Annotated in this window: 25 protein-coding genes; 14 read left to right on the top strand and 11 right to left on the bottom strand. The window is 64.3% G+C overall.

Annotated elements, in window-relative coordinates; translation table 11 throughout:
• Position 1: 1 nt before the first annotated feature.
• Complete coding sequence (locus tag ACS7SF_RS20840) at positions 2-1,051, bottom strand: ABC transporter substrate-binding protein (protein ID WP_439894027.1); 1,050 nt, start codon at positions 1,049-1,051, stop codon at positions 2-4.
• A 222-nt stretch (positions 1,052-1,273) separates the two neighbouring features.
• Here ACS7SF_RS20840 and ACS7SF_RS20845 point away from each other — a divergent pair, with 222 nt between their 5' ends.
• From ACS7SF_RS20845 to ACS7SF_RS20875, 7 genes are all read left to right on the top strand, one after another.
• Positions 1,274-1,996: a GntR family transcriptional regulator gene (locus ACS7SF_RS20845; RefSeq protein ID WP_439894028.1), complete on the top strand. Its 723-nt coding sequence runs from the start codon at positions 1,274-1,276 to the stop codon at positions 1,994-1,996.
• Positions 1,997-2,048: 52 nt separating this feature from the next.
• Positions 2,049-2,834, top strand: coding sequence for an ABC transporter ATP-binding protein (locus tag ACS7SF_RS20850; RefSeq protein WP_439894029.1), 786 nt, complete (start codon positions 2,049-2,051; stop codon positions 2,832-2,834).
• Positions 2,824-3,717: an ABC transporter permease gene (locus ACS7SF_RS20855; protein WP_439894030.1), complete on the top strand. Its 894-nt coding sequence runs from the start codon at positions 2,824-2,826 to the stop codon at positions 3,715-3,717. The genes ACS7SF_RS20850 and ACS7SF_RS20855 overlap by 11 nt, the downstream gene beginning before the upstream one ends.
• A gap of 289 nt (positions 3,718-4,006) precedes the next feature.
• Entirely contained in the window at positions 4,007-5,035 is a 1,029-nt protein-coding gene (locus ACS7SF_RS20860; RefSeq protein ID WP_439894031.1) for an ABC transporter substrate-binding protein, read from the top strand.
• Between the two features lie 40 nt (positions 5,036-5,075).
• On the top strand, positions 5,076-5,474 hold the full coding sequence (locus ACS7SF_RS20865) for a DUF488 domain-containing protein (protein WP_439894032.1): 399 nt from the start codon (positions 5,076-5,078) through the stop codon (positions 5,472-5,474).
• 53 nt (positions 5,475-5,527) lie between these two features.
• The gene (locus ACS7SF_RS20870; RefSeq protein WP_439894033.1) at positions 5,528-6,058 is read left to right on the top strand and encodes a DUF3455 domain-containing protein; all 531 of its coding nucleotides are present in this window, start codon (positions 5,528-5,530) and stop codon (positions 6,056-6,058) included.
• A 128-nt stretch (positions 6,059-6,186) separates the two neighbouring features.
• Positions 6,187-6,405: a DUF1059 domain-containing protein gene (locus ACS7SF_RS20875; RefSeq protein ID WP_439894034.1), complete on the top strand. Its 219-nt coding sequence runs from the start codon at positions 6,187-6,189 to the stop codon at positions 6,403-6,405.
• Between the two features lies 1 nt (position 6,406).
• Here the strand turns inward: ACS7SF_RS20875 and ACS7SF_RS20880 are convergent, their stop codons facing one another.
• Positions 6,407-7,045: a response regulator transcription factor gene (locus ACS7SF_RS20880; RefSeq protein WP_439894035.1), complete on the bottom strand. Its 639-nt coding sequence runs from the start codon at positions 7,043-7,045 to the stop codon at positions 6,407-6,409.
• Positions 7,046-7,167: 122 nt separating this feature from the next.
• The gene (locus ACS7SF_RS20885) at positions 7,168-7,605 is read right to left on the bottom strand and encodes a multidrug/biocide efflux PACE transporter (RefSeq protein ID WP_439894036.1); all 438 of its coding nucleotides are present in this window, start codon (positions 7,603-7,605) and stop codon (positions 7,168-7,170) included.
• 114 nt (positions 7,606-7,719) lie between these two features.
• On the opposite strand from ACS7SF_RS20885, the gene ACS7SF_RS20890 reads away from it, so the two are divergent.
• Positions 7,720-8,610, top strand: coding sequence for a LysR family transcriptional regulator (locus tag ACS7SF_RS20890; RefSeq protein ID WP_439894037.1), 891 nt, complete (start codon positions 7,720-7,722; stop codon positions 8,608-8,610).
• Positions 8,611-8,728: 118 nt separating this feature from the next.
• Here the strand turns inward: ACS7SF_RS20890 and ACS7SF_RS20895 are convergent, their stop codons facing one another.
• The 7 genes from ACS7SF_RS20895 to ACS7SF_RS20925 all read right to left on the bottom strand — a co-directional run bounded on the left by ACS7SF_RS20895 (position 8,729) and on the right by ACS7SF_RS20925 (position 16,837).
• Positions 8,729-9,601 carry a flagellar brake domain-containing protein gene (locus tag ACS7SF_RS20895; RefSeq protein WP_439894038.1) on the bottom strand — a complete coding sequence of 291 codons (873 nt, stop codon included), beginning with the start codon at positions 9,599-9,601 and terminating at the stop codon, positions 8,729-8,731.
• Between the two features lie 146 nt (positions 9,602-9,747).
• Positions 9,748-10,137 carry a RidA family protein gene (locus tag ACS7SF_RS20900; RefSeq protein ID WP_439894039.1) on the bottom strand — a complete coding sequence of 130 codons (390 nt, stop codon included), beginning with the start codon at positions 10,135-10,137 and terminating at the stop codon, positions 9,748-9,750.
• Entirely contained in the window at positions 10,134-11,102 is a 969-nt protein-coding gene (locus ACS7SF_RS20905; protein WP_439894040.1) for a threo-3-hydroxy-L-aspartate ammonia-lyase, read from the bottom strand. Before ACS7SF_RS20905 ends, ACS7SF_RS20900 begins: the two co-directional genes overlap by 4 nt.
• 8 nt (positions 11,103-11,110) lie before the next feature.
• A complete protein-coding gene (locus tag ACS7SF_RS20910) occupies positions 11,111-11,755 on the bottom strand; it encodes a helix-turn-helix transcriptional regulator (RefSeq protein WP_439894041.1) in 645 nt (214 codons plus the stop codon).
• Between the two features lie 145 nt (positions 11,756-11,900).
• Positions 11,901-15,023 carry an efflux RND transporter permease subunit gene (locus tag ACS7SF_RS20915; protein ID WP_439894042.1) on the bottom strand — a complete coding sequence of 1,041 codons (3,123 nt, stop codon included), beginning with the start codon at positions 15,021-15,023 and terminating at the stop codon, positions 11,901-11,903.
• Positions 15,020-16,135 (bottom strand): efflux RND transporter periplasmic adaptor subunit, encoded by a 1,116-nt coding sequence (locus tag ACS7SF_RS20920; RefSeq protein WP_439894043.1) that lies wholly within the window; start codon positions 16,133-16,135, stop codon positions 15,020-15,022. Before ACS7SF_RS20920 ends, ACS7SF_RS20915 begins: the two co-directional genes overlap by 4 nt.
• A gap of 87 nt (positions 16,136-16,222) precedes the next feature.
• On the bottom strand, positions 16,223-16,837 hold the full coding sequence (locus ACS7SF_RS20925; protein ID WP_426400739.1) for a TetR/AcrR family transcriptional regulator: 615 nt from the start codon (positions 16,835-16,837) through the stop codon (positions 16,223-16,225).
• A 97-nt stretch (positions 16,838-16,934) separates the two neighbouring features.
• Here ACS7SF_RS20925 and ACS7SF_RS20930 point away from each other — a divergent pair, with 97 nt between their 5' ends.
• From ACS7SF_RS20930 to ACS7SF_RS20940, 3 genes are all read left to right on the top strand, one after another.
• Positions 16,935-18,395, top strand: a complete 1,461-nt coding sequence (locus tag ACS7SF_RS20930) for an efflux transporter outer membrane subunit (protein ID WP_439894044.1) — start codon at positions 16,935-16,937, stop codon at positions 18,393-18,395.
• Positions 18,396-18,461: 66 nt separating this feature from the next.
• A complete protein-coding gene (locus ACS7SF_RS20935; protein ID WP_439894045.1) occupies positions 18,462-19,268 on the top strand; it encodes an oxidoreductase in 807 nt (268 codons plus the stop codon).
• Between the two features lie 435 nt (positions 19,269-19,703).
• Complete coding sequence (locus tag ACS7SF_RS20940; protein WP_439894046.1) at positions 19,704-22,031, top strand: TonB-dependent siderophore receptor; 2,328 nt, start codon at positions 19,704-19,706, stop codon at positions 22,029-22,031.
• Positions 22,032-22,070: 39 nt separating this feature from the next.
• Here ACS7SF_RS20940 and ACS7SF_RS20945 read toward each other — a convergent pair whose 3' ends face one another.
• Positions 22,071-22,820, bottom strand: a complete 750-nt coding sequence (locus tag ACS7SF_RS20945; protein WP_439894047.1) for an SDR family oxidoreductase — start codon at positions 22,818-22,820, stop codon at positions 22,071-22,073.
• Between the two features lie 124 nt (positions 22,821-22,944).
• Between ACS7SF_RS20945 and ACS7SF_RS20950 the strand changes: the two genes are divergently transcribed.
• From ACS7SF_RS20950 to ACS7SF_RS20960, 3 genes are all read left to right on the top strand, one after another.
• On the top strand, positions 22,945-23,868 hold the full coding sequence (locus ACS7SF_RS20950; RefSeq protein WP_439894048.1) for a LysR family transcriptional regulator: 924 nt from the start codon (positions 22,945-22,947) through the stop codon (positions 23,866-23,868).
• 478 nt (positions 23,869-24,346) lie between these two features.
• A complete protein-coding gene (locus ACS7SF_RS20955; RefSeq protein WP_439894049.1) occupies positions 24,347-25,546 on the top strand; it encodes an NHL repeat-containing protein in 1,200 nt (399 codons plus the stop codon).
• Positions 25,547-25,794: 248 nt separating this feature from the next.
• Positions 25,795-26,307 carry a sunset domain-containing protein gene (locus ACS7SF_RS20960; RefSeq protein WP_439894050.1) on the top strand — a complete coding sequence of 171 codons (513 nt, stop codon included), beginning with the start codon at positions 25,795-25,797 and terminating at the stop codon, positions 26,305-26,307.
• The last annotated feature ends 48 nt before the right edge of the window (positions 26,308-26,355 follow it).

Raw genomic sequence — 26,355 nt, forward strand, 5'->3', positions numbered from 1 at the left:
TTCAGGCCTTGGCGTACGGATTGAACTGGTTGGTGTAGATGTCGCGTGCGGCCACCTTGCCCTTGGCAAGTTTGCCCTCGCGCTCCAGCACGTCGATGTAGTACTGAATGGGCGGCTCGGTGATGACCAGGTCATCCACATAGGCAAAGCGATCGACGAACGGCAGCTCCAGCTTGATGCGCTGCGAGACCAGCTTGCGTGCGTCTTCCGGGTTGGCGTTGACCCAGTTGCCCGCCTTGGCCAGCGCCGTCACCACGTCGCGCACCGCTTCCGGTTGTTCGCGGATGAACTTGCCGTGCGCGCTGTACGGCGCCATGCCACCCAGGCCACCATCGAGGTCGTAATCGCTCCACAACCGCACGAGGCTGTTGGCGTGATCGGCACGGCCGGAAAACGGCGCGTGGATGATTGCCAGATCCGTATTGCCCGACACCAGCGTCTGCTCCGCCTGGTCATCGGGAATGACCACGAAGTTGATCTTGTTGACGTCCACGCCCTTCTGTCGCAGAAACGTCTTGGTCACAAACTCCGCGCACGCGCCAAAGCTGTTGAAACCGATGGTCTTGCCTTCCAGGTCCTTGGGCTGGCGGATGCCCGAATCCTTGCGCACGAAGTACTTCATGTGCGGCGCCTCTTCCAGCGTCTTGCCGCCGGCGGCCACCACCTTGATATCGGCGCCGCTGGCATAGGCGGAGATGACCAGCGGCACCATGCGCGAGCCGAAGTCGATCTCGCCCGTACCCACCAGTGGAATGATTTGCGGCGCCGCCACCTTGCCGATGTAGTTGGGCCGCGTGTTGGTGCCATCGAAATAGCCGAGCTGGTCGGCCAGGTAGATCAGGTCGAAAGCCGGGTTATCGGGATACTTGAACGTGACCTTGTCGCCCGCCTTCTTGATGACGGCGGGGCCGCCGGCAACCTTGGCATCCTGCGGCCCGTCGCTACGCGAGCAGCCCACCAGACCGAGGCCCGTGCTGCCCATTGCGGCAAGCGCTGCAAGCTGTTTCAACGCCTGTCGGCGCGATTTGGGAGAAAGGGCGTTGGATGGCATCAGGCGTTCCGCAAAGGTGGACAGTCAGCAAGCGCCCAAAGCATGGGCGGAGCCTAGTATTGGATAGGCCTTCCCACACCACAACGAAGCTTTTCGCGCATCCATATCGGTTGCACGTTCGCGGTCTGAGCTCTGGGCACGGGTTTTCCTCTAATGCCCGCTGCCCCCAAGCTCCCTACAATGGTCAGTCATATAGATGAATAGTTGACCACCCTGCACACCATGCCCGCCGATCTCCGCCTGCCCCGCTACCAGCAACTGCGTGACGACCTGGCTACGCAGATCGCCCAGCAGCACTGGCGCCCCGGCGACGCCATCCCCACCGAAGCCGAGCTGGCCAAGACGTACAACGTGGCCGTTGGCACCGTCCGTAAGGCCGTGGACGTCCTCGTGGCCGAAGGCCTGCTGGAGCGCTTTCAGGGGCGTGGCACCTTTGTGCGGCGCGCCAGCTTTGCGAGTTCGCTGTTCCGCTTCTTCCGCTTCCAGACGGAAAGCGGCGAGCGCCGCATCCCAGAGAGCCGCATCCTCAAGCGCGATGTGCTCGATGCGCCGTCCGCGCCCGCTGCCGGTCTGCAGATCGAAACCGGTGCGCCGGTCATTCGCCTCACGCGTCTGCGTCTGCTGGATGGCGAGCCCATGCTGGCCGAAGAAATCTGGCTGCCGCACGACCGCTTTGCCGACCTGACCACGCTGGACCTGAGCGAATTTGGCGACCTGCTCTATCCGCTGTACGAATCGCATTGCGGCCAGATCATCGCCAGCGCTGAAGAAACGCTCACGGCCGAAGCCGTCAACGCCACCTATGCGCGCCTGCTGCGCATCCAGCCCGGTGACCCAGTGATGGTCATTGAACGCATCGCGCGCGGGTACGACCGCGTGCCGCTCGAATGGCGGCGCTCACGCGGCGCGGCGGCGCATTTCCGGTACCACGTCGACATCCGCTAGCGCCCCTCGGCTCTGCACACCCATACCTACAAGACACACAGGAGACAACACCATGCAGGCAACCTCACCGCCGTTGCTGGACGTACGCGGCGTGACGCTGCAGTACAAGACGCGCCAGCATCTGGTCACAGCCACCTACCGCGTCGACTTCCAGGTCTATCCTGGCGAGCGCTATATCCTGCTCGGCCCATCGGGCTGCGGTAAATCGACCTTGCTCAAGGCCATCGGCGGCTACCTCACGCCCACTGAAGGCGAGATCCGCCTGAAAGGCCAACCGGTCACCAAGCCGGGGCCGGATCGCATGATGGTGTTCCAGGAGTTCGACCAGCTCCTGCCGTGGAAGACGGTGAAAGAGAACGTGCTGTTCCCGCTACTCGCCACCGGCAAGCTGGGCGCGCGCGAGGCGGAAGAACGCGCCCTGCACTACATCCACAAGGTCAACCTCACCAAGTTTGCCGACCACCACCCGCACATGCTGTCGGGTGGGATGAAGCAGCGTGTGGCCATCGCACGCGGCATGGCGATGGAGCCCGACGTGCTGCTGATGGACGAGCCCTTTGCCGCGCTGGATGCCCTCACGCGCCGCAAGATGCAGGACGAACTGCTGCAGCTGTGGGACGAGACGCGATTCACTGTCCTGTTCGTCACGCACTCGATTCCGGAAGCGATCCGCTGCGGCAGCCGAATCCTGATCCTCTCGCCGCACCCCGGCCAGGTCCGCGCCGAACTGCCGAGCCTCACACGCGGTGACGAAGACCCGGAGCGCTTCAAGGCCCTCGAAGCCGAAATCCACGACATGCTGTTCGCCCGCGCAGTGGAGGAAACCCATGCAGACTGAGACCCTTTCCATGCGCACCGCCAACGTCAGCGAACGCGCGCCCGTCTACAACACGCCCGTCGCGTTCGAGCGCATCGGCGTGGTGGAAAAACCGCTGTCGATTGCCGAGCGTTTGTACGAACAGGTATGGCTGCGCAAGCTGGTCATCCTCGTCGTGCTCGCCCTCATCTGGGAAGGTGGCGCACGCTGGCTCGACAACCCGCTGCTGCTGCCGACCTTCTCCGACACCGTGCAAGCGCTGTGGGCAGGCCTCGCCAGCGGCACGCTGTTCGCACGCATCGGCACCTCCATGGAGACATTGCTCGCCGGCTATGCATTGGGCCTAGCGCTGTCGTGCGCGCTGGTGGTGCTCGGCATCAGCAACCGGCTCGGCCAGGACTTCCTGGAAACACTCACCGCCATGTTCAACCCCCTGCCCGCCATCGCCCTGCTGCCGATTGCACTGGTGTGGTTTGGCCTCGGCAACGGCAGCCTGATCTTCGTGATCGTGCACTCGGTGGTGTGGGCCGTATCGCTCAACACGCATGCGGGCTTCCTGTCGGTCTCGAACACGCTGCGCATGGTCGGCCGCAACTACGGCCTCTCGGGCATGGGGTACCTGACCAAGATCCTGATTCCCGCAGCATTCCCGTCCATCCTCACCGGCCTGAAGATCGGCTGGGCATTTGCATGGCGCACGTTGATTGCGTCGGAACTGGTGTTTGGCGTGAGCTCCGGCCAAGGCGGCCTCGGCTGGTACATCTACGAAAATAAAAACCAGCTGCAAATCCCCGAAGTGTTCGCCGGCCTGCTGACCGTCATCATCATCGGCCTGCTGGTAGAGAACCTGGTGTTCCGCACGCTGGAAGCCCGCACCATCAAACGCTGGGGCATGCAGAACTAAGCCCGTAGAAAAGACTTTGGCGACCACACCTGCACCCAGACGGTGTGGCCGTACCCTGCCCTAGATGGCGCCTTGAATTTTTGCAAGCGGGCGGAAAAAGGAAGGGAAACTGTTTGAGCGAAGCGAGTTTTTCCCTTCCCCGCCCGGTTGCGGAAATTCAAGGAGGCTTTCGCCATCTCGGGCGCGCCTCTCTTTGCTTACTTTCTCTGGCAAGACAGAGAAAGTGAGTCGGCCCCGGCAGGGGACGAAACCCCGAATGCACCACCAACAAACAACAAGGAGACAACAGATGCAGCAAACCCGCCGCACCGTCCTTCGCCTCACCATGGCCGCCACGCTGGCAGCCTCCCTCTGCGCAGGCACCATCAGCACTGCCCACGCAGAAGCCAAAGAAGTCCGCATCTCCCACGGCTACGGCATCCTCTACTTGCCCATCATGGTGATGGCCAGCGAGCACCTGCTAGAGAAGCAAGCCAAGACGGCAGGCCTCGGCGACGTGAAGGCCAGCTACCGCATCCTCGACGGCGGCAACGTCATCAACGACGCCATGCTCTCGGGCGCCTTGGACATCGCCTCCCTCGGCGTCCCAGGCTTCCTCACGCTGTGGGACAAAACCCGCGGCAGCGCCATGGAAGTCCGCGGCCTGTCATCGCTCAGCTCATCCTCGATGTACCTGATGACGCGCAACCCGAACGTGAAGACGCTGGCCGATTTCTCCGACAAAGACCGCATCGCCGTCCCCGGCATCAAGACCTCGCTGCCCGCAGTCGTGCTGCAAATGGCCGCCGCCAAAACCTTCGGCGACAAGCAGTTCAACAAGCTCGACCCGATCACCGTGCCGCTGCCGCACCCGGACGCCACCGCCGTCATGCTGGCCGGCGGCAGCCAGATCAACAGCCACATGGCATCCCCGCCGTTCTCCTACACCGAGGCCGCCGCACCCGCCCTGCACCGCGTGTTCAACACGGTAGACGTGCTCGGCAACATCACGCTGGACATGACCTACACCAGCAAGAAGTTCTACGAAGCCAACCCGAAGCTTTCGGCGGCATTCGTGGCCGCGCTGGATGAAGCGAATGCGCTCATCGCCAAGGACAAGACGAAGGCCGCGCAGATCTACATCGCGCAATCGAAGGTGAAGAGCTCGCCAGACGAGGTGAAGAAGATCCTGGACGATCCGGACTCGCGCTTCACGACCACGCCGGTGGGCGTCGCTAACTATGCTGACTTCATGCAGCGCGTGGGCACGCTCAAGAACAAGCCGGCCTCGTGGAAAGACCTCTTCTTCCCGACGGTGCAAAGCCGGCAGGGTTCGTAAGGCCGAAGTACAACGAGCAGCATCCACACGGAGGCACCTCATGGCACTGCGCATTGTCCGGCTCGGCGAGCCGCGTTCCGCTGCTGAAGGCTTGCGCATCGGCACCGTTCGACGCCCGCCGCGCGGCGTGCCCAAGGAAGAATTCGCGAGCCGCGATTTCTACGACGTGTGGATGCCGCTGCTCTCGCCCACGCCCGAACTCGTCAAGCAGGCGCAGACCGCGCAAGCCGAGCACAACGAGAAAGGCTGGCAAACCTTCGTGCGCCACTTCCGCACCGAGATGCGCGATGGCGATGCGGCGCGCCTGCTCGACATGCTGGCTGCGCTATCGCACCAGACCAATCTCTCGGTCGGCTGCTATTGCGAAGACGAGGCGCATTGCCATCGCTCAGTGCTGCGCGAATTGTTGAAGGAGCGTGGTGCTAAAGTCGTCGGCTAAACGCGTTCGCGCACGTCGCATCCCGCCGACCTACTCCCCTCAAGGAGCCCTCCATGCATCGCCGCCCACGCTTGTGGCATCGCCCGATCATTTCCGCCGCCATGGTTGCATTGGTCTGGACAGCAACGCAGGCCGCCTTCGCGCAAACCGTGCCCGACACCCTGCAGCCCGCAGACGCCCACCACACTGTCGCAGCACTGTCCGCCACCGGCGTGCAGATTTACGTGTGCAAGCGCGATGGCGACAAGCCGCTGGCGTGGGCTTTCAAGGCACCGCAGGCAGATCTGTATGACGCAGCCGGCAAGCTCGTGATCAAGCATGGTGCCGGCCCAAGCTGGGAGGCGGCAGACGGCAGCCGCATCACCGGAAAGGTTCTGCAGCAAAGCGCCAACACCGCAGAAGGCGGCGCCATTCCGCTGCTGTTGCTGCAAGCCACCAGCGCAGGCGGTACCGGCTTGCTCAGCAGCGTGCGCTACGTGCAACGGCTGCAGACCCACGGCGGCATCGCGCCCACGCAGCCTTGCACGGTAGAGGGCCAGGAAGGCCGCAGCCCGTATCTGGCGCAGTACGTTTTTCTCGACTGAAACCGCGCCCGCACTCCCCAGCGTCCTACCCCATCTGGGTGACGCCATCGCAGCCCCACAGGCCTATAACGACGGTACGCGCAGCAGGGATTCTTCCGCCGCGCGCCCCACACTCCGGGAGTACCGCCATGGGCCGCCGCTATATCGATTGCCGCGCCTTCCCCAGCGACACCAACTGTTCCGTCGCCATCAGCGCCGACAGCGATGCCGAGTTGCTCGAAGCCGCCGTGCAGCATGCTGTGTCCGTGCACAAGCACACCGATTCACCCGAATTGCGCGCGCAACTGCGAACCCTCTTCAAGGAAGGCACGCCCACCGTTGAGCCGCCAAAGATGGCGACGGCGTAAATCAGCGGCGCGCAGAGAGCGCCAGCATCAACCGCACCACGTCGCACTGGCTGTGCGTGTTCGTCTTGCGATACACATGCTTGAGGTGCGTGCGCACCGTGTCGAGCGAGATGCCCAGCGTGCGGGCAATACAGGCGGGATCGGACCCGCGCGCCAGGAGTTCGGCCACATCGGCCTCGCGCGGGGTCAGGTGGAATGCGTCTGTCAGCCAGAGGCTGGGCGGCTGCAAGGGCGCCATGCCCACATGGGCGGCCATGCGTTGCCAGCACAGCGGCAATGCCTGGGCAAGATGCGGTAACAGCGCCAGCGTCGCTGCCTGCCGCTGCGACGACAGCGGCACGCCCCGCCTGCGGTAATCCAACCACACTGAGCCACGCACTTCCGGATCGGCCACGGGCCAGGCGGCCACGCCGTTACCACGCACCCCACGCCACAGGATGTCGAGCATGCATGCGCCGCGAGACGCTGCCCAATGCCAACGCTCATCGACACGCCAGCGGACCATCGCCGCGGCATGATCGGCGCCCGAGACATCGCGCAGCACATCCATGACACCCACGGCATCGCCCGCGCAGGCGGCCACATAACACTGGCGCAGCACGGGTGCCCGGGGCGAAGGCACGGCGGCAAGAGGCGACATGAAGGCATACGGGCGCAGCGGCTCGTGGCCAGTGCGCCCGTCATGACGTAAAAAAGGGATTTGAATTATAGAAAGCGCGCTCGCCCGCGCGCTGGTCCTTTCGCCCTAAGCCGATCTCCGGATCAAGCCAGCGCGCGGCGTGCCATCCAGCGCGCGCGCAGCGTGTCATACGCCAGGTTGAAAAAGAACGTGTATGGCAGGAAGAACAGCATGATGCCGATGTCCAGCACGAAGGCTTCCCACAAGCCCACGTCCAGCCACCATGCGCCGAGCGGCACCAGCATCACCACCAGGCCGCCTTCGAACAGGCAGGCGTGCACCGCCCGCACGATCAGCGTGCGCGACAGCTGATAGCGATGCTCCACGCGCTCGAAAAGCGCATTGAAGATCATGTTCCACACCATCGCCACGCCGGCAAACATGAGCGTGAGCGCGCCCATGTGCGCGAGCGACACACCCATGATCCAGCTGAACAGCGGGGCGCAAAGAATGGTGGCGAGCAACTCAAAGCTCAGCGCGTGAAAGACGCGCTCGATAGGGGTTTTGGGTGGGATTTGCATGGCAAGACTCCGATGAGTGCGTGGCATTTTCATCGGTGCAGGCACGCTTATCCAGTTCGATAGCATCGGTTTTTCCGATATATTGGATACTTCTTCTGAGGCATGGAGCGACGAATGCGCCACTCTCCCGAAGCGTTGCTGGCCTTTGCCGAGGCCGCCACACTGGGTTCGTTTTCTGCAGCAGCCCGCAAGCTGGGCAAGCGGCAATCGACCATCAGCGAGGCCATCGGCAACCTGGAAATCGACCTCGGCCTGACGCTGTTCAACCGCAGCAGCCGCCAGCCGACCGTGACCGAAGCCGGCCGCGCCATGCTCACGCAAGTGCGCCGGGTGCTCGATGCCAGCGAACACATGGACCGCCTAGCCGCGCAAATGGCCGGCGGCCTGGAAGCACGCCTGACACTAGTGGTGTCCGACACCTACCAGTCCGATCGCTATGAACAGACGCTTGCGGCACTGGAGCAGCGGTATCCCGATCTGGAACTCGAATGCCTGATCGCGGAGCACGAAGACGTGGTCGACATCATCCAGCAGGGCCGCGCGCAGTTAGGTCTGGTGGCAGCGCAGTCGGCGTATCCGCCCGACATTGGGGCGGCAACCATCGCCGAGCGCTCGGAGATCGGCCTGTTCGTCGGGCGGCAGCATCCGCTGGCGCAATACGGCAGCAAGGAAGTCCCGCATGCGGTACTGCGCGAGGCGCGCGAACTGAAGCTGAATACCTTCGTCGACCCGGCTGGGCCACGAACGGATGGGACGCCTGCGTGCGGCTTGCGCCGGTGGTCCGCGCCGAGCTATCTGATGCTGCTGGAAATGGCCGTGCTGGGTTTTGGCTGGACGGAACTGCCGCGCTGGCTGGTTGACCACTTCGCCGCAGATCGGCTGCACGAGGTGCGTGCATGCGGCTGGCCGCGCCACGTGCTGGTGGACGCGGTGTGGTCACGCAAACGCACGCTCGGCCAGGCGGGCGCATGGCTGCTCGAAACCATGCTGGCGAGCGAGGCATAGGCCACGCTTAGAGCCGCTAACAAAACTGTCCTGGCTAGGCGTGCCGACGCAGACAGTACAAAGGTACGGCAAGGAGGCGCAACGACGCCAGGGCGGTTTTGTTAGCGGCTCTTACGCGCTACTCGTCCAGCCGCTCGATGATCAAGCGCGACAGCCGCGCGGTCTGCTCTTTCGACAGCGAAAACTCCACCCCGAACGACGGAAACGCCGAGGTCGCCGTCCCCAGCGCGGGCGAGCCGCTGGCGACCCGCCCGGTGATGGAGAAGTCTTCCTGCTGCCCGTCGACATAGGCGCTGAAATCCAGGCAGAGGCGGTCCCCGGGATGGAACGACGCGTTGACACTCTGCACCAGCGCGCCGTTCAGGCAGATGTCACGGATGACAGCGACGCGATTGGCGCTCGACGACGTTTCGCCTTCCGCGCGCATCGTGGCGCCGATGCGCACCTGCACGCGCTTCGCCTTGCGCAGTTGCACCTTGTGCACCTTGGTGGGCATGGCCAGCACGACATACGGCGCAGGAAACTGACCGGTCGACACCACGCTGCACAGCATGCTGACCACCGCACGCCCAGAGAAGCCGCGCAGCAACAGCACATCACGCGCTTCTGGCCGCAGCGTGCGCTTGGCATCGGTAGGTTGCGTGATGAAAATCGCCTCGCCTTCGATATAGCCGATCAGGCGGCAAGGCAGCGCGGCACGCTGCGGCGCCGATTTCTCCTGTACCTGCAGGACCGTACCGATCGACAGACCGGTTGCGCCCAGGCGCGGTTTGCCTTCCGGCGGCACGGGGGCGGGACCAGCCGCCGCGTCACCGGAAGGGTCGGCAGCCAGCACAGGGCCGTGGTGAAACAGCAGTCGGGCGTCTTCCGCCACCGGCACAACGGTGCCGGCTGGCAACAGCAGGCGGCCCACGCCGTCGGCCAATGCAAAGGGCAGCGGCTGTCCAATGGGTACGTCTTCCTGCGTAAGTTGCCGCGAGGGTTGGCTCATGGGCGCGCGATGTCGTGTTGTTGGAAGCCGGGCGCATGCCCTGGCAGGGAACTGCATCCATTCTGCAACACCGACCATCCGACCGGTAGCCGCGCATGCACCCGCGCGGCCCCTTGTCTGACACGCATCAACCCCAAGCGTTTGCGTCAGCCTGCGAGCGCTGTCGCCTCGATCTCGACCGCCAGGCCGTAGTGCAACGTCGGCACGGGCACCACGGCGCGCGCGGGGCGCAGTTCACCGATCCAGGCGCGGTAGAGCGCATCGAATGCAGGCCAGTGGGTTTCCATGTCGGTCACGTACACGCGCACCTGCACCAAGCGCGAACGGTCGGTGCCGGCCGCGGCGAGCACAGCGTCGACATTGGCCAGCACCTGCCGCACCTGCGTTTCGAACGGCGCGTCGACGAGCTTCTCGCCCGACGGCGTCACGGGGATCTGCCCCGCCACGAACACGAAGCCATTGGCGCAGACCGCGTGCGAGTAGTGCCCTGCAGGCGGGCGCAGGTCGGGCGCGTTCAAGTAGCGTGCTTCGCTCATGCGTCACCCAATACCAGCTTGGCGAAGCGCTGCAGATCCACGTTGCCGCCCGACAGAATCACGCCGACGCGCTTGCCGCGCACATCCACCTTGCCATTCATCGCGGCAGCCGCCCCCAGGCAACCCGTAGGCTCGACCACCGCCTTCATGCGGCCAGCGAAAAACTGCATCGTGCTCACCAGTTCTGCGTCGCTCACGGTGACGATGTCGTCGACCAGATCACGGATCACGGCGAACGTGTAGTTGCCCAGGTGCTGGACCTGCGCACCGTCGGCCAGCGTCTTGGGCGTGTCGATGTGGACGATCTCGCCCTTGCGGAAGCTTTGCTGGCCATCGTTGCCGGCCTCGGGTTCCACACCGATGATCTTGCACGCCGGATTCAGCCCACGCACTGCCGTGGCGGTGCCCGACAGCAGCCCGCCGCCGCCCAGCGGTGCTAGCACCACGTCGAGTTGACCGACCTCTTCAATCAACTCTTTGGCAGCCGTGCCTTGCCCGGCCATCACGTGCGGATGGTCGTACGGCGGGATCAGCGTCAGGCCGTGCTCTTCGGCCAACTTGCGGCCGATGGCTTCGCGGTCTTCGGTGTAGCGGTCGTAGAACACCACCTCGCCACCATAGCCGCGCGTGGCTTCCACCTTGATGACCGGCGCGTCCTTGGGCATGACGATGACGGCGCGCATACCCAGCAACTTGGCCGACAGCGCAATCGCCTGCGCATGGTTGCCCGACGAGAACGTGATCACACCCGCCTTGCGCTGCGCCGGCGTGAACTGCGACAGCGCGTTGTACGCGCCGCGAAACTTGAACGCGCCTGTGCGCTGGAAGCTCTCGGCCTTGAAGAACAGCTCGGCGCCAGTCATGGCGTTGGCGGTGGTCAACGTCAGCACCGGCGTCTTGTGGGCCGCGCCTTCCAGGCGTGCGTGAGCGGCAACAACGTCGTCGTAGGAAATCGGCAAGCTCATGGCAGGACTCAGGTTGGGGTGTTTTCGGGGAGGTAGGTGTAGACGGTGGAGCGCGCCACGCCCAGCGTTTGCGCGACTTCAGACAGTGCACGGCGCAGGTTCAGCAGGCCACTGGTGGCCAGCTCGCGCATGGCTTCGCGGCGCTGGTCGAGCGTCATCGCCATGGGGGTGGTATTGCGTGCGGCGGCAAAGTGTTCGAGCGCGGTGCGCACGTCCTCCACACGGCGTGGCGCAAGGGATTCGGGCACCGGCGGCGCAGCCACATCCACGCGCATCAGTTGCGTGAGGCCGGTGGTCACGGCGCTCAGCATGGAGACGTCCATGTTCAGGCAGATGGCGGCCACGTAGTCGCCACGGCTGTTCTTCAGGCCGATCGACGTGCTTTTGGCGGGCCGTCCATCGGGGAAGCGATTGGCGTAGTTTTCGATGACTTCCGGGAAATCCGGGTCGGCCATGCGTGCAAGGCCCATCTCGGTGGCGGCATCACCCACTTGTCGGCCCGACAGATTGTTGGCGATGGCGACGACGGAATGGTCCGCATCAGTCAGGTCGTGCAAAACGACTTCCACCAGCGGCGCCAACGTCTTGCCCAGCGCTTCGACGATCTTGCGACCTTCGCGCAGCAGGAGGTGATTTTCTTCGGCAGGCTTCATGATGCTGACGATACGTCAATTACTGACATTTCGTCAACATCATGTGCGTGGACATCACTGCCGCGTGCAACGCCCAGTCAGAAAGAAAAACGCCTGCCCAAAGGTCGAGAGAGAACGGAGGTAACGTGGGCAGGCGGGTGAAAACTCACTCAGGCAGCAGCTGCCCGGCAGGCTGCGCGGTCTCGTGTTGATCGCGCCGTGTATCGCTCACGCTGACCGGGCGGATCCGGAACCAGATGGAATACATGGCCGGCAGGAACACCAGGGTCAGGATCGTCCCGGCAAACGTGCCGCCGATGAGCGTGTAGGCGAGCGCACCCCAGAACACCGAATGCGTCAGCGGGATGAAGGCCAGGATGGCGGCCAGCGCGGTGAGGATCACCGGTCGCGCACGCTGGACAGTCGCTTCCACCACGGCCCGGAACGGATCCAGCCCTTCGTCCTTGTTGTGCTGAATCTGCCCGATCAGGATGAGCGTGTTGCGCATCAGGATGCCCGACAGCGCAATCAGCCCGACCAGCGCGTTGATGCCGAACGGCTGCCCGAACAGGATCAACGTGGGCACCACGCCAATCAGGCCGAGCGGGCTGGTCAGGAACACCATGACCATCGCCGGAATCGACCGCACCTGGAAGATGAGGATCACCAGCGTGACGGCCAGCATGATCGGGAACAGCGGCAGCATGGCCTTGGTCGCCTTGCCGGATTCTTCGATGGAACCTGCTTGGTCGATGCGGTATCCGGCAGGCAACTTCTCGATGATGGGGGCAAGCTGCTTGCTGATCGCCGTCGACACGTCAGGCGGTTGCAGACCGTCGGCAATGTCGCCGCGCACCGTGATGGTGGGCATGCGGTCGCGCCGGCGGATGATGGGCTCTTCCATGCGCACGTCGATCTTGCCCACCTGCGAGAGCGGAATGCGTTGCCCGTTGGCGCCGGCCAGCGTGAAATCGCCGATCTTGGCAGGATCGAGCCGAACGTCGCCGGCGGAACGCGCGGTCACCTGCACGGTGCGAATGTCTTCGCGCACCGCCGTCACCGGAATGCCGCTCAGCAGGAATTGCAGTTGCTGCGCGACAGCGCTGGAGGTCAGCCCCACGGCTTGTAGGCGGTCTTGCTGCAAGGTGAAGTGCAGCGTGGGGACGCGCGTGCCCCAGTCGGTGTTGACGGTGCGCATCATCGTGCTGGCGTCCATGACTTGCCGGACATCAGCTGCGATGCGACGCAAGGTCTCCGCGTCAGGGCCGGACACGCGATAGGCCACCGGGAATGGCGAATACGGACCGAACACGAGTTGTGTCACGCGCACGCGCGCCTCGGGGACAAGACCATCGGCCACCGCGTGGCGCAGGCGCAGCTTCAACGCGTCGCGCTCTTCCTGGCTGTCGGTGCGGATCACGATCTTGGCGAACGACGGGTCGGGCAACTCCGGCCCCATCGCCAGATAGAAGCGCGGCGCACCCTGGCCGATGTAGGCCGTCACGATCTTGGCTTCCTTCTGCTTGGCGAGCCAGGCTTCGAGCTTGGCAGTGGCTGCGTCGGTCTGGTTGATCGACGTGCCATAGGGCATCTGCACCTCGACCAGCACTTCAGGGCGATCCGAGATCGGGAAGAACTGTTTCTTGACCACCGCCATGCCCGCGATCGCCAATGCGAAGAGGCCCACCACCGCCCCCGCAACCAGCCATTTGCGCGCAATCACACGACCGAGCAGTTGGCGGAAGCGGTTGTAGCGCGGCGTGTTGTAAATCGCATCGTGGCCGCCTTCGACCTTTTTGAAGTCGGGCAGCATCTTCACGCCCAGGTACGGCGTGAACACCACCGCCACCACCCACGATGCAATCAGCGCGATGCCGACGATCCAGAACATGTTGCTGGTGTATTCACCCGCAGTAGAGCGCGCGAAGCCGTTGGGCATGAAGCCGACGGCCGTCACCAGCGTGCCCGAGAGCATGGGCGCCGCCGTGTGGCTCCACGCATAGGCTGAAGCGGCCACGCGGCTGTAGCCCTCTTCCATCTTCACCACCATCATTTCGATGGCGATGATGGCGTCATCGACCAGCAGGCCCAGCGCCAGAATCAAAGAGCCCAACGTGATGCGGTCGAAGTTCTTGCCTGTCGCGGCCATCACCACAAACACAACGGCAAGCGTAAGCGGCACAGCAGCGGCCACCACTAGGCCAGCGCGCCACCCCATGCTGACGAAGCTCACCAGCATCACCACCAGCAGCGCGGCAAAAAACTTGAGCATGAACTCGTCAACAGACGCGGCGATGTTGACCGCCTGGTCCGTCACCTTGGTCAGGCTCACGCCGAGCGGCATGTCCGCATTGATGGCACCGACTTCCTTGTCGAGTGCCTTGCCGAGGTCGAGCCCGTTCCAGCCCTCGCGCATCACGATGCCCAGCAGCAAGGCAGGTTGCCCACCATTGCGTACCATGAACGTGGCCGGATCTTCATAGCCGCGCTTGACGGTAGCGATGTCCGACAGCTTCAACGTACGGCCCTGCGATACCACGGGCGTATCGCGAATCTTCTGCAGCTCGTCGAATGCGCCGTCCAGGCGGATGAACACCTGCGGCCCTTTCGTTTCTACCGAACCGGCAGCCGTCAACGCATTCTGGCTGTTGAGCGCGGCAAACACGTCTTGCGGGCTCACCCCCAGCGTCGCCAGCCGATCATGTGAAAACTCGACGTAGATGCGCTCCGCTTGCTCGCCGATGATGTTGACCTTCTTCACGCCGGCCACGTGCAGCAGGCGCTGGCGCAGCGTCTCCGCATCGCGCACCAGCGCACGTTGCGGTTCGCCCTGCGCCTTGAGTGCAAACAGGGCAAAGGTCACGTCCGAATATTCGTCATTGACGATCGGCCCGATGACGCCGGCCGGCAGGTTGCCCACCTCATCGCCGACCTTCTTCCGCGCTTGATAAAACTCCTCCTGCACTTCCGACGGCGGCGTGCTGTCGAGCAAGGTCAACGTGGTGAATGCGAGGCCCGGTCGCGTGTACGTTTCCGTGCGGTCATACCAGCGCAGCTCCTGCATACGCTTTTCGATCTTCTCGGCCACCTGGTCCTGCATTTCCTGCGCGGTGGCGCCAGGCCATACGGTGATGATGTTCATCACCTTGACCGTAAACGCCGGGTCTTCCGCGCGCCCCAGCTTGAAGAAAGCGATGAGGCCCGCCAGCGAGATCAGGCAGATGAGGAACAGCGTGACGGCGCGCTCGCGCACGGCGAGCGCCGATAGGTTGAAACGGCCTTGGCTCACAGTCGCACCCCCGCGATGGCTGTGCTGGCGCCCTGCCCCGCCACGCGGACTTGCTGGCCCTCGCGCAGCAGTTGGGCACCCAGCGCGACAATGCGGTCGCCTTGCTTCACCTGGCCGGCAATGCGGGCACCTTCGTCACCCAAGCGCACGATGTTGATGGAGCGCCACGACACTTTGGCCGGCTCCCCTTGGATGACCCACACGCCGGGGCCCTTGCCCGCATCGAACACTGCACCGAGGGGTACCTGCAGATCGCCCGGCGCAGCGGCCAACCGATCGGGAATCTGAATCGTGACGGTAGCGCCCAGCGGCGCATTGGCCAGATCGCCATCGAGCACATAGCGCGCTTCATACGTGCGGGTCAGCCGATCGGCGGCATCCGACAACTGCCGCAGTTTGGCTGGCGTGCCGTCGCTTTCCTTGCCGAACAACGTGGCCTGCGCAACCGAGCCGATGGCGGGTCGCAACGTTTCTGGCAACTGGACCACCGCTTCACGGCGGCCGGCATGCGCCAGGCGCACCACCGCCTGCCCCGCGTTGACGACCTGGCCCGGCTCGGCCAGCGTTTCCATGACCACGCCGTCGCCATCGGCAACGAGTTCCGCGTAACGGCTGGCATTGCGCGCGACATCCGCTTGCGCTTCAGCGGCGCTCAGTTGCGCTTTGGCCGCGTCCGCCGCGGCCTTGGCCTGGTCGTAGGCGGAGGCAGAAATCGCGCCGGTCCCGCGCAGATCGCGGTAGCGGGCTTCATCTTCCGCCGTCTGCTGCGCGCGTGCACGGGCAGCCGCTACGGCTTCCTGCTGCGCATGCGCGGCGAGCTTCAGATCGACCGGGTCGATGCGCATGAGCGGCTGCCCGCGCTTGACGGTCTGCCCGGCGTCCACCAACCGCTCCAGCACCTTGCCAGGCACACGGAAACCGAGGTCGCTCTGCACCCGGGCAGCCACGACACCCGTGAACGACCGGGATGCCAACGCCACGGGCTGGACGAATGCAGCGCGCACCAAGGGGGCCTCGGTGCGCGGGTCGGCAGGGGCCTTTTCGCCGCAAGCGATCAACGCCAGCGGCAACGCAAGGACAGCGGTAGAGGTAATAAAGCGACGCGAAAGCATGAAAGCCCCATCGACAGGATGATCTGGGCTTTCATTCTTGTTCATGTGACCAATTTAGTCAATGGTCACAAATAAAAATCCTGCGCGTCAGGGGGACAGGCTTCGAAGCACGAGACTGGAAAGTAGCCCCGGCGCCACCTCCGTGTAGTCGAAGCTGTACTGCAAAAGCAACGGGTTCATGTATGGGCGCATGACCAGGTAGATGGCCGCCGTGGCTTCGTCCAACGGCGTCTTGCGCTCAAAGTCTCCGGTCTCGCGGCCCTCCTGCAGCACATCGCGCAGCAGTTGCTGGATGCGGCCTTCATAGGCGATCACCGACTGCCACCGTTCGGTCGCTGCCGAGGCGGCAATTTCGTACAACTTCCGGTCATGGGAAAACAGCCGAAGACTGGCTTCCGTCAAGGCTTTGAACATGCGACGGAGCTTCTCCGGCGGGGACCCGGCCTCGGCCAGGGCGGCATTCACATCGGCCTCGATCTCGCGCAGACAGTTGGCGCAAATCATCTCGCCAATGGCCTGTTTGGACTCGAAGAACTTGTAGATGTAGGCCTTGGAAAAACCAATGGCCTTGGCCAGATCGGACACCGCGGTCTTCTCGTAGCCGTAGCGGCTGAAGTGCTCGGTAGCGGCGGCGACGATCTGGTCTCGCACGTCATGGTCCGCTGGGCCGCGGGCGGAAACGGGGTAGGGAGTGGTTTTCATGGGCTCCAGCTTACGCCAGTCGAGATAGTTGAACAACTTGTGACCAATTTGTACTATAGTCACTCAAAACTTCAATGGTCTTTCGATGGACGTCACCATGTTGCCAAAACACTCCCTTACGGCCCTTCTCGCTGCCAGCCTAGCGACCGGGTGCGCCGTCGGCACGGACTATGTGAAGCCCGATGCACCGGTTCCCGCTCGATTCCTGGGTCAGACGTCGATCGAGCAGCGGCCCACCCATGCCGCAGCGGATCTGTCCACGTGGTGGGCCGGCTTTGGCGATCCGCAGCTCACACGCTTCGTCCAACTCGCGCTGGAACAGAACCTGGATCTCGCCCAAGCCTTCGCCCGCGTCACGCAAGCGCGCGCCGGCCTGGGTGCGGCCAATGCCGCGTTGCTGCCCTCGGGCAATGTCACAGGCCAAGCGGCGCGTGCATACCAGTCCGTTGAAACGCCTTTAGGCCGCGTGTTGAATGCAAGGCCCGGCTTCGATCGCTACGGCAACGCGTTTGAGGCCGACGCCAACGCCAGCTGGGAGCTGGACGTATTCGGCGGACTGCGCCGTGGCCGAGAAGCGGCACTCGCCGACTACCAGGCCTCGCAGGCGGGCGCAGTGGCCACACGGCTGGCCGTGGCCGCACAGACGGCCGATATCTACATCACCATCCGCGGCCTGCAAACGCGTCTGAAAGTGGCCCGCCATCAGGTCCAGACGCAGCAGGAACTGCTCTCCACCATCAACCTGCTGTATGGCAAGGGACTGGCGGCTGAGCTTCAGGTCCGGCAGGCCGAAGGCGCGCTCGCGCAGGTGCGCGCCTCCATCCCGCAGCTTGAGACCGGCCTTGATGCGGCGATGAACGCGCTGGACGTGATGCTCGGCGCATTGCCGGGCACGCATCGGGTGGAGCTTGCGCAAGACGCCGACATTCCGGCCGCGCCGCAAATCGTCATTAACGGATCGCCTGGCGAGTTGCTGAGGCGCCGGCCGGATCTCATCGTTGCCGAACGTCGCCTGGCGGCCTCCAATGCGCGCATTGGCGTTGCCATTGCGGAGTACTACCCGAAGTTCTCGCTCAGCGGCCTGCTGGGGAGTGCCACGTCGGTGGGCGCCGGCAGCCTGTTCGGCAGTGGCGCCAGTCAGTTTGCTGGCGTGCTCGGCCTGCGCTGGCGCCTGTTCGATTTCGGCCGCATCAACGCGCAGATCGATCAGGCCAAGGGACAAGAGGCGGAGATGCTGGCCGCCTACCGGCTCGCCGTGCTGCGTGCCACGGAAGACGTGGAAGACGCGTTCTCTGCGCTGGTCAAACGCGAGGAACAAGCGGCCGTGCTCACGCAAGGTGTCGATTCGCTCAGCCGCGCGCGGAATGCTTCGTTTGCCGCATACCAAAAAGGCGTCGTCAGCCTGATCGAAGTGCTGCAAGCCGACGAAAGCCTGTTGCGTGCATCGGATGCACGCGCACAAGCCCAAACAGAATCGGCGCGCGCTGCCGTGGCCGCCTTCAAGGCGCTGGGCGGTGGCTGGCAGCCCGAGTCTTCGACCGCCATTGCCAGTCAATAGCCAATAGCGCGCACTGAAGCACCCATTTACCGCAAGTCCCGCTCACCCATACAGAAAGAAGCTGCCATGTCGAATTCCAAAGTTGTCGTGATTACCGGCGTGTCCTCGGGCATCGGTCGTGCCACCGCTGCAAAGTTTGCCGTGCAAGGCTGCCGCGTCTTTGGTACCGTGCGCAACCTCGCACGCACGCAGCCGATCGCCGGTGTGGAACTGGTCCAGATGGATATCCGCGATGAAGCCTCGGTTCAGCAGGGAATCGAGACCATCATCGCGCGAGCCCAACGCATCGATGTGCTGGTCAACAGCGCCGGCGTCGGGCTGCTCGGCGCGATTGAAGAAACGTCGATTGCCGAAGCACAGACGCTGTTCGACACCAACGTGTTCGGCATCCTACGCACCACGCAGGCCGTATTGCCGCACATGCGCGCGCAACGCTCGGGGCGCATCGTCAACATCAGCTCGGTGCTCGGTTTTCTGCCGGCGCCGTATATGGGTCTGTATTCCGCATCCAAGCATGCGGTGGAGGGCATGTCGGAAACGTTGGATCACGAAGTGCGCAAGTTCGGCATCCGCGTGTCGCTGGTCGAGCCCTCATTCACCAAGACCAGCCTGGATGCCAATGCGCCCCACGCAGCCTCCAAGGTGTCGGCCTACGACGCGGAGCGTGGTGTCGTTTCGCAGGCCATTCAAAAGAGCATCCAAAAGGCACCGGACCCGGATGGCGTTGCCAGCACGATCGTCGATGCCGCCCTGGGTGCGTGGAAGATGCGCCGCACGCCAAAGGGCGAAGCTTCGCTTCTGAGCAAGCTGCGCCGTTTCATGCCTGCTGGCCCCGTCGATGCAAACCTGCGTAAAGCGTTCGGGCTCGCCTAATGCGCACTGGCCTGCACGCACGCGCAGGCCAAAACTCAACAAAGCTCATGACGGGTCACGCATCCGATGTGACGACCAACCAGCATCCTGAATAAAGCTCATCAAACCCGCCCCGTTCATTGAAGTTTGCCGCGATGCCTGACAGGATGGGCGCGTCGTCAAGCCATGCGACGTACCAACAAGAAGATCGGGGAGCTCGTGTGATGAAGGGGCAGTACGTAGGGGCAATCCGCCCAGCAAGAAGCATGTGCGCGGCAATGGACACAACGCCGCGCGGCAACCAACGGGACTGCGTTGTCCGCGCTCACAACGGACACGGAGCCCAGCACGCCAGGGCGACCGCAAACCCGGCTCTCTAAGCGGTTGGGCGGGATGGGTACGCAGTGCCGCTGCATCGCTTGCAGCATTGGCCAAGTCTTCGCTTGCATTGCCAACATGCGGTTGCCCAAAGCCATCGCATGCCGTGCAGCGCCGGCCGGCTCGCGTCCACGCACACACCGTGTATTGCATCGGGTGCGGCTGCTCGGTCTTGCCGCTCTGTTCGCGGTGCAATCCGTCCACGCTGCACCGCCGGACACCTGGGATTTCTCCATCGAACGTGCACCGCTCGAGCACGTCTTGATGGAGATCACCCGCGTGACCGGCCAACACGTGTCGTTTCCTTCCGGCCTCGCGAACGGGTTGGTGGCGGGTCCGATCGAGGGCACCATGTCGGCCCCACAGGCGGCGCAACTGGCACTCAAGGGCAGCGGCCTACAACTCGCCACGTTGCCCGACAACACGCTCACCGTCGTGCGCACAACCGACGCGCCGCACGACCTCGGCACCCTCCCGCCAGCCGAGGTGCACGCACGGGCGAATGGCGATTTTGCCGTCTTCACAACGGCCTCCATCAAGCACGTCGAGATGCCCATTACGACGGTGCCCCACGCCGTCAGCACACTCCCCAGAGACTTGCTCGTCAGTCAGAACGCGCCCTCACTCAGCGATGCGCTGTCGTTGGCCGGCGTCTCGTCCATGTCGCTCGACCCCACGGCCCACCCAAGGTACGCGACACGGGGTTTCATGACAGGACAGACCTCGGTCGATGGCCAGCCGGACAAGATAGCGTCGCTACGGCCAGTCGAGGCAGTGGAAGATGTTTCGGTGATCAAGGGCACGCATGCTGACATTGGCGGCGTGCCGACCGCCGTGGGCGCCATCAATGCCAATCTGCGGGCACCGATGACCACGCCACAGCGCACCGTGTCTGTGGAGATCGGATCGCATGCCGAGCGCAAAGCCGTGGTGGATCTGGCCGGGCCCATCGGTTCGACCGACCTCTCTTACAGAGCGGTGGCGCTGGAGGACACCACCGCCAACAGTGATTCCGGATACGCCGGTCGTCGCAGGCGCTACGGGCTTGCGGCGCTCGGGTGGCACGATGCCGCCACCGAAGTCACGGTCGGACTGGAATCCGCCGAGAGCCGCCAGCCCATGCCGCCGGCCACGTTCGCACTCGATGGCGCGCCCGTCCGCCTGCCCATGCAAAGCCCGCTGGGCAACGCCGACGACAACGTGCGCGCCCGCGCGAGCCGCACCTACTACAAGGTATCGCGTGATCTGACCGACGATTGGGCCCTGCACGCTCGTGGCATGTACGAAACGCTCACCGAACAGACAGCGCTGTGGCATTTGGCGCCGGTGATCAACAACACGGCGCCCATGGCAACGTTCAATATGGGCGACCGCACCGACAACACCGCGTGGGCCATCTCCAACGAACTGACGGGCAAGTTCATGCATGGGCCGTTCGAGCACGCGTTGACGCTCGGTTGGGATGAGTTCCACGAGCGGCAGGACATGGCCTTTGCAGCGCCCCCTGTCGTGATGCCTCAGAACCCGTTCGCGCCTGTCCCACTGCCACCGGCCACGTTTGTGCCCGGGATTCAGGCGTCGCAATCGGTGCGGCAATCCGTGTTTCGCGTGCGCGACCAGATTGCCATTGGCGCCCGCTGGGAACTGTCCGGCGCTCTGTACGTGAATGACTACGTCGCCAAACTGCCGCGCGCGCAACTTCAGGGTTCCGCGTGGACGCCATCGCTGGGCCTGCTCTACAAGCTGACGCCGCACACCGCATGGTTTGCCGACTACTCACGCGGTTTCCACATCAACACTGGCTACTTTGACACGGGCGAGGCCCTGCAACCCGAGCGGAGTCGCCAGCTGGAGACCGGACTGCGCTGGGCAGATGCCAACCGCGCGCTGACGATGCAGGCAGCGCTCTATCGCATCGATGCGCACAACGTGAGGCTGGTAGATGTCGCGCCCCCAGGCTTCGACACACAAATCGCGCAACAGAGCAGCGAAGGGCTGGAAGCCTCGATGCAGGGCACCGTGATGCCGGGCTGGGACACGTCGATGTGGGTGACCCTGTCTCGCGTATCCGGCACGCTGCGCACAGGGTTCCTGCCGCAGACGCCTTTCCTGAGCGGGTCGCTTTGGGCGACCTACACCACGCAGGCCGGCCAATGGAAAGGCACAGGCGTTGGCCTTGGCGTAACGGGGCAACGCAGCGCCCCATGCTATGGCGACACCCCGTTCCACATGCCAGGCTTCGTACGCGTCGACGCCAGCCTCTTCTGGCATCAGAAGGCCTGGAGCGTCGATCTCTTTGCGCGCAACCTCTTCAACATCCACGCGTACGGCAACGCGCAATCCGGCAATTTCATCCCCGTTCAGGCGGGCCGCACGCTGGCCTTGCGCGTCACACGCAGCTTCTGATTTCAGCTGCTCAGGCCATGCCGTGGCCCACGGCTCAGCTTAAAGCTGGCTCATGCCGCCATCGGCAATGATTTCCGTGCCGACGATGAACGCCGATTCCGGCGCCGACAGATGCAGGACCGTCGAGGCAATCTCTTCCGAGCGGCCAAAGCGGCCCAGCGGCACCTGGCTTTGGATCTGCGCGGCCGTGGCGGCCAGCGTGTCGGCATCCATGCCCAGCTTGCCGTACAGCGGCGTCGTCACGGGGCCGGGACTCACCACATTCACGCGGATGCCCGAGCTGAGCAGCTCCGCCGACAGCGTCTTCGCCAGCGAGATCAGCGCCGCCTTGCTCGCTGCATACACCGACGAATTCGGCATGCCGATGTGTGCGTTGATGGAGCCGTTCAGCACGATCGACGTGCCCTTGTTGAGCAGGGGCAGCAGCGCCTGGATCTGGAAGTACGCGCCCTTCACGTTGGCGTTGAACGTGGCATCCCACAGCGCCTCGTCGATCTCCGGGAACGGCGCGAGCTTGGCCATGCCGGCGTTGATGAACACAGCGTCCAGGCGCACGTCGGCCTCTTGCAATTGACGTGTCAGCTCGCGCGCCGCGGCCACGGTGCCGGTTTCATTACGGATGGCGATAGCGCTGGCGCCGAGCGTGGCACGTGCCGTTTCCAGCGCCGCTGCATCGCGCCCAGTGATGACCACGCGGGCGCCTTCCTTTGCAAATGCCTGGGCGGCTGCCAGGCCAATACCGCTGTTGCCGCCAGTGACCAGAACGGTCTTGCCTTCGAAGCGATTCATGATGTCCTCCGGGGTTGGAAAATTCGGGAAAATTGAACTTGAACAATCGCGTGACTGCAGTGTGGACGCGGCCAAGCGGTTTGCCATACGATCCAGCCGATGAACACGTTCGAAGGAATTGCACATGTTGACGGACGAAGAATTGGCCCTGCTGGAAGCCATCCGGCAGACGGGCAGCCTGTCGCGCGCAGCCGCGCAACTTGGCAAGGCGCCATCGACCGTGTCGTACGCGGCGCGACAGCTAGAGCAACGCTTCGATGCCCTGCTGTTTGATCGGCGCCGCTATCGGCTGCAGCTCACGCGTGCAGGGGTGCTCCTCACCGAAGAAGCCGCACGGCTGGCGCAGGACGTGTCGCGCATCACACAGCGCGTGCGGCAGGTGGCCAACGGCTGGGAAGACCGGCTGTGGATCGTGACGGATGAACTGCTGGAATTCGAATCGCTCATGCCTGTGATGCACGCGTTCGATGCGCTGCAATCCGGCGTGACGCTGCGCGTGACGCACGAAGTGCTCGCTGGCACGTGGGAGGCGCTGCGCGATGGGCGCGCCGATCTCGTCATCGGGGCCACCAATGAGCCGCCTTCCATCCCCAACCTTGGGTGGTTCGAGTTGGGCGTGGTGGAGTGGGTGTTTGCGGTGTCGCCACGGCATCCGCTGGCAGCCATTCAGGCGCCGCTCACGCGCGAGGACATTGCCCGGCATCGCGCCGTGGTGGTCGCCGATTCGGCACGGGCCACAGCAGGCCGCGCCTACGGCATGCTCAGCGGGCAGCCGACGATGGCCGTGCCCAGCATGCGCGCCAAGACGCTCGCCCAGCGCGACGGGCTTGGCGTGGGTTGGCTGCCGAGGCATCGCGTGGCGTCGCTACTGGCCCGTGGTGAGCTGGTGGAAAAGCGCACCACGGACCCACGCGAGCCCAATCTGCTCTATGTCGGGTGGCGCCGAAGCACAGACGGCGAAGGCCGCGCACTCCAATGGTGGCTCGAACAACTGCGACAACCTCGTCTGGCCACCCGCTTGGTGCGGGGCCTGGACAGCTTCGCCTGAAGGTTCGCCTGTGCCCTCTACGCGGCTTGGGAAGAAACCCGCATGCAAACGTTTTCTTTCAGAGAGAAGACTACAGATCTGGGAGCCCGCGCCGATTGATTGCCAGGTCTCGCATTTCCCGCAGAACAATTCACGCGCAAAAGCGATTAAACGTTTGCTTTAAATCGCTTGAAGTGATGTTGCACCGCCGCGCCATGCGGCAGCGGGTAGAGCAGCCGAGATTCCCTCTGATTTTCTTCCCGCCACATCCATGATTTCCGCTTGCGCTCGGCTTCTGAAAGCGATTCCGATTTGCCTGACCCTTGCCGCATGTGGTGGTGGGGGCGACACCACCGGTGATGTGCCACCCAGCGCGGCGCAGCCCACGACGCCTGTCGGAACACCGACTGGCCCTTTGCCACCCTCCTCGCCCACCTCGCCCCCCACGGCCCCGCCGACAACTCCGTCTAGTTACACCGTTGCGGGCACGGTCGCGGGCTTGCTCGATTACGGAAGCCTCACGTTGGTCAACAACGGCGCCGATCCGATCGTCCAAGCTGCCGACGGCAGTTTCAGCTTTTCTGCGCCCGTCGCAGCGGGTGGCGCGTATGCGGTCTCGGTCAACGCCAAACCGCTCTGGCAGTCGTGCTCCGTTGCAAACGGCAGCGGGCTGGCCAATGGCAACGTCAACAACGTCAGCGTGACGTGCACAGTCGCGCCGTCAACGGTGTCGACCATCGCCGGATCCACCACAGCGGGCAATGTCAACGGCACAGGGTCAGCCGCCTCGTTCCGCCAGCCCAGCGGTATCGCGCGGGACGCCTCGGGCAACCTGTATGTGGCGGACTATGGCAACCACGTCATTCGCAAAATCACGCCGGGTGGCGTTGTCACGACGCTGGCCGGCACGGGCAGCCCGGGCCATGTCAACGGCATGGCGAACAGCGCCAAGTTCGTGACCCCGGTCGGCGTTGCCGTGGCGGCCAGCGGCAACGTCTACGTGGCGGAGTTTTACGGCAACGACATTCGCAAAATCACGCCCGGCGGCATCGTGACCACGCTTGCGGGTTCGGCAACCGCCGGCAGCACCGACGGTATCGGCGCAGGCGCTTCGTTCAACAACCCACTTGGTATTGCGGTGGATGCAAACGAAAACGTCTATGTGGCCGATTACAGCAACAACATGATCCGCAAGATCACGCCGGCCGGCGTGGTCACCACGCTGGCCGGCTCAACCACCGCAGGCATCGACAACGGCGCTGCGGCACTCGCTACCTTCAACGGCCCTTCGGGCATCGCACTCGCGCCATCGGGCACGCTGTACGTGGCAGAGTGGTTCAACTGCGATGTTCGGCAGATCTCCGCCGCGGGCGTCGTCACCACACTGGCCGGCTCCGGCGCGTGCGGCAGTGACGACGGTGTTGGCGCAGCGGCCACGTTCCTGTCGCCGGCCGAGATGACGATCGGCACCAACGGCGTGCTCTACGTCGCCGATGACGGCAACAACATGGTCCGCATGGTGACGCCTGCCGGCGTGGTCGCCACCTTGGCCGGCACGGGCTGGTCCGGGAGCGACGACGGCGACGGCAGCACCGCGACATTCAATGAGCCGTCCGGCATCACCGTTGACCCAAGCGGCAATCTGTATGTCGCAGAACGTGCCAATCACCTGATTCGCAAGATCGCACCGAACCCGTAAAAGCCCCGTAAGCGCACTGAGTCCCAAGGTTCGCCCTGCGGAGTGATCTCGCCTATGCTGGATGACGCTTGCGCCGCACGCCGTGCGCGTGCATTGGCTAGAAACGCCCGAACTGTTGCGCAATCGTTAACGCCACACCTGATGCCGAGCGCATTGTCCTCAGACAAACCCTCGGTCTGGTCAACGCGCGCGACCGGCTGGCGTTATTCGATCACGCACGTATTCCGTGCCTCGTTGAGGGTCTCGATATGAAACTGTCTGCGTTGATGTTTTCGGTGGGTGCGCTGATGATGGGTTCGGCGTTTGCACAGGGCACGGCCGCACCAGCCACCGCACCGGCGGCGGCACCGGCTGCCGTCCACGCCGTCTGCAAGGACGGCACGCCGTACAGCGGCGCGACGCTCAAAGGCGCCTGCCGTGGCCATGGTGGCGTCGACAAGAAAGCCAGCGCGGGCAGCGCTCCGGCCGCAGCCGCACCGGCTGCCACTGCGCCCGCCGCTCCAGCAGCGGCTCCGGCCCCGGCACCTGCCACGCCAGCCAAACCTGCAGCCGCAGCCCCCGCCAAGCCGGCTGCAGCCGCAGCGGCCACCGTCGCCCCTGGCGGCGGCCCCGACAAGGTGTGGGCCAACGCCGCCACCAAGGTCTACCACTGCCCGGGCGACCGTTACTACGGCAAGACCAAGCAGGGCGAATACCTGACCGAGGCCGACGCCAAGGCCCAGGGCATGCGCCCGAGCCACGGCAAGGCCTGCACCAAGTAAGCCACGCCGGCAAGCCAGCCCGCACGCCGCGGCCCGGTTGGGTCGCGG

The sequence above is a fragment of the Ralstonia sp. 25C genome (assembly GCF_051904805.1).
GTDB lineage: Bacteria > Pseudomonadota > Gammaproteobacteria > Burkholderiales > Burkholderiaceae > Ralstonia.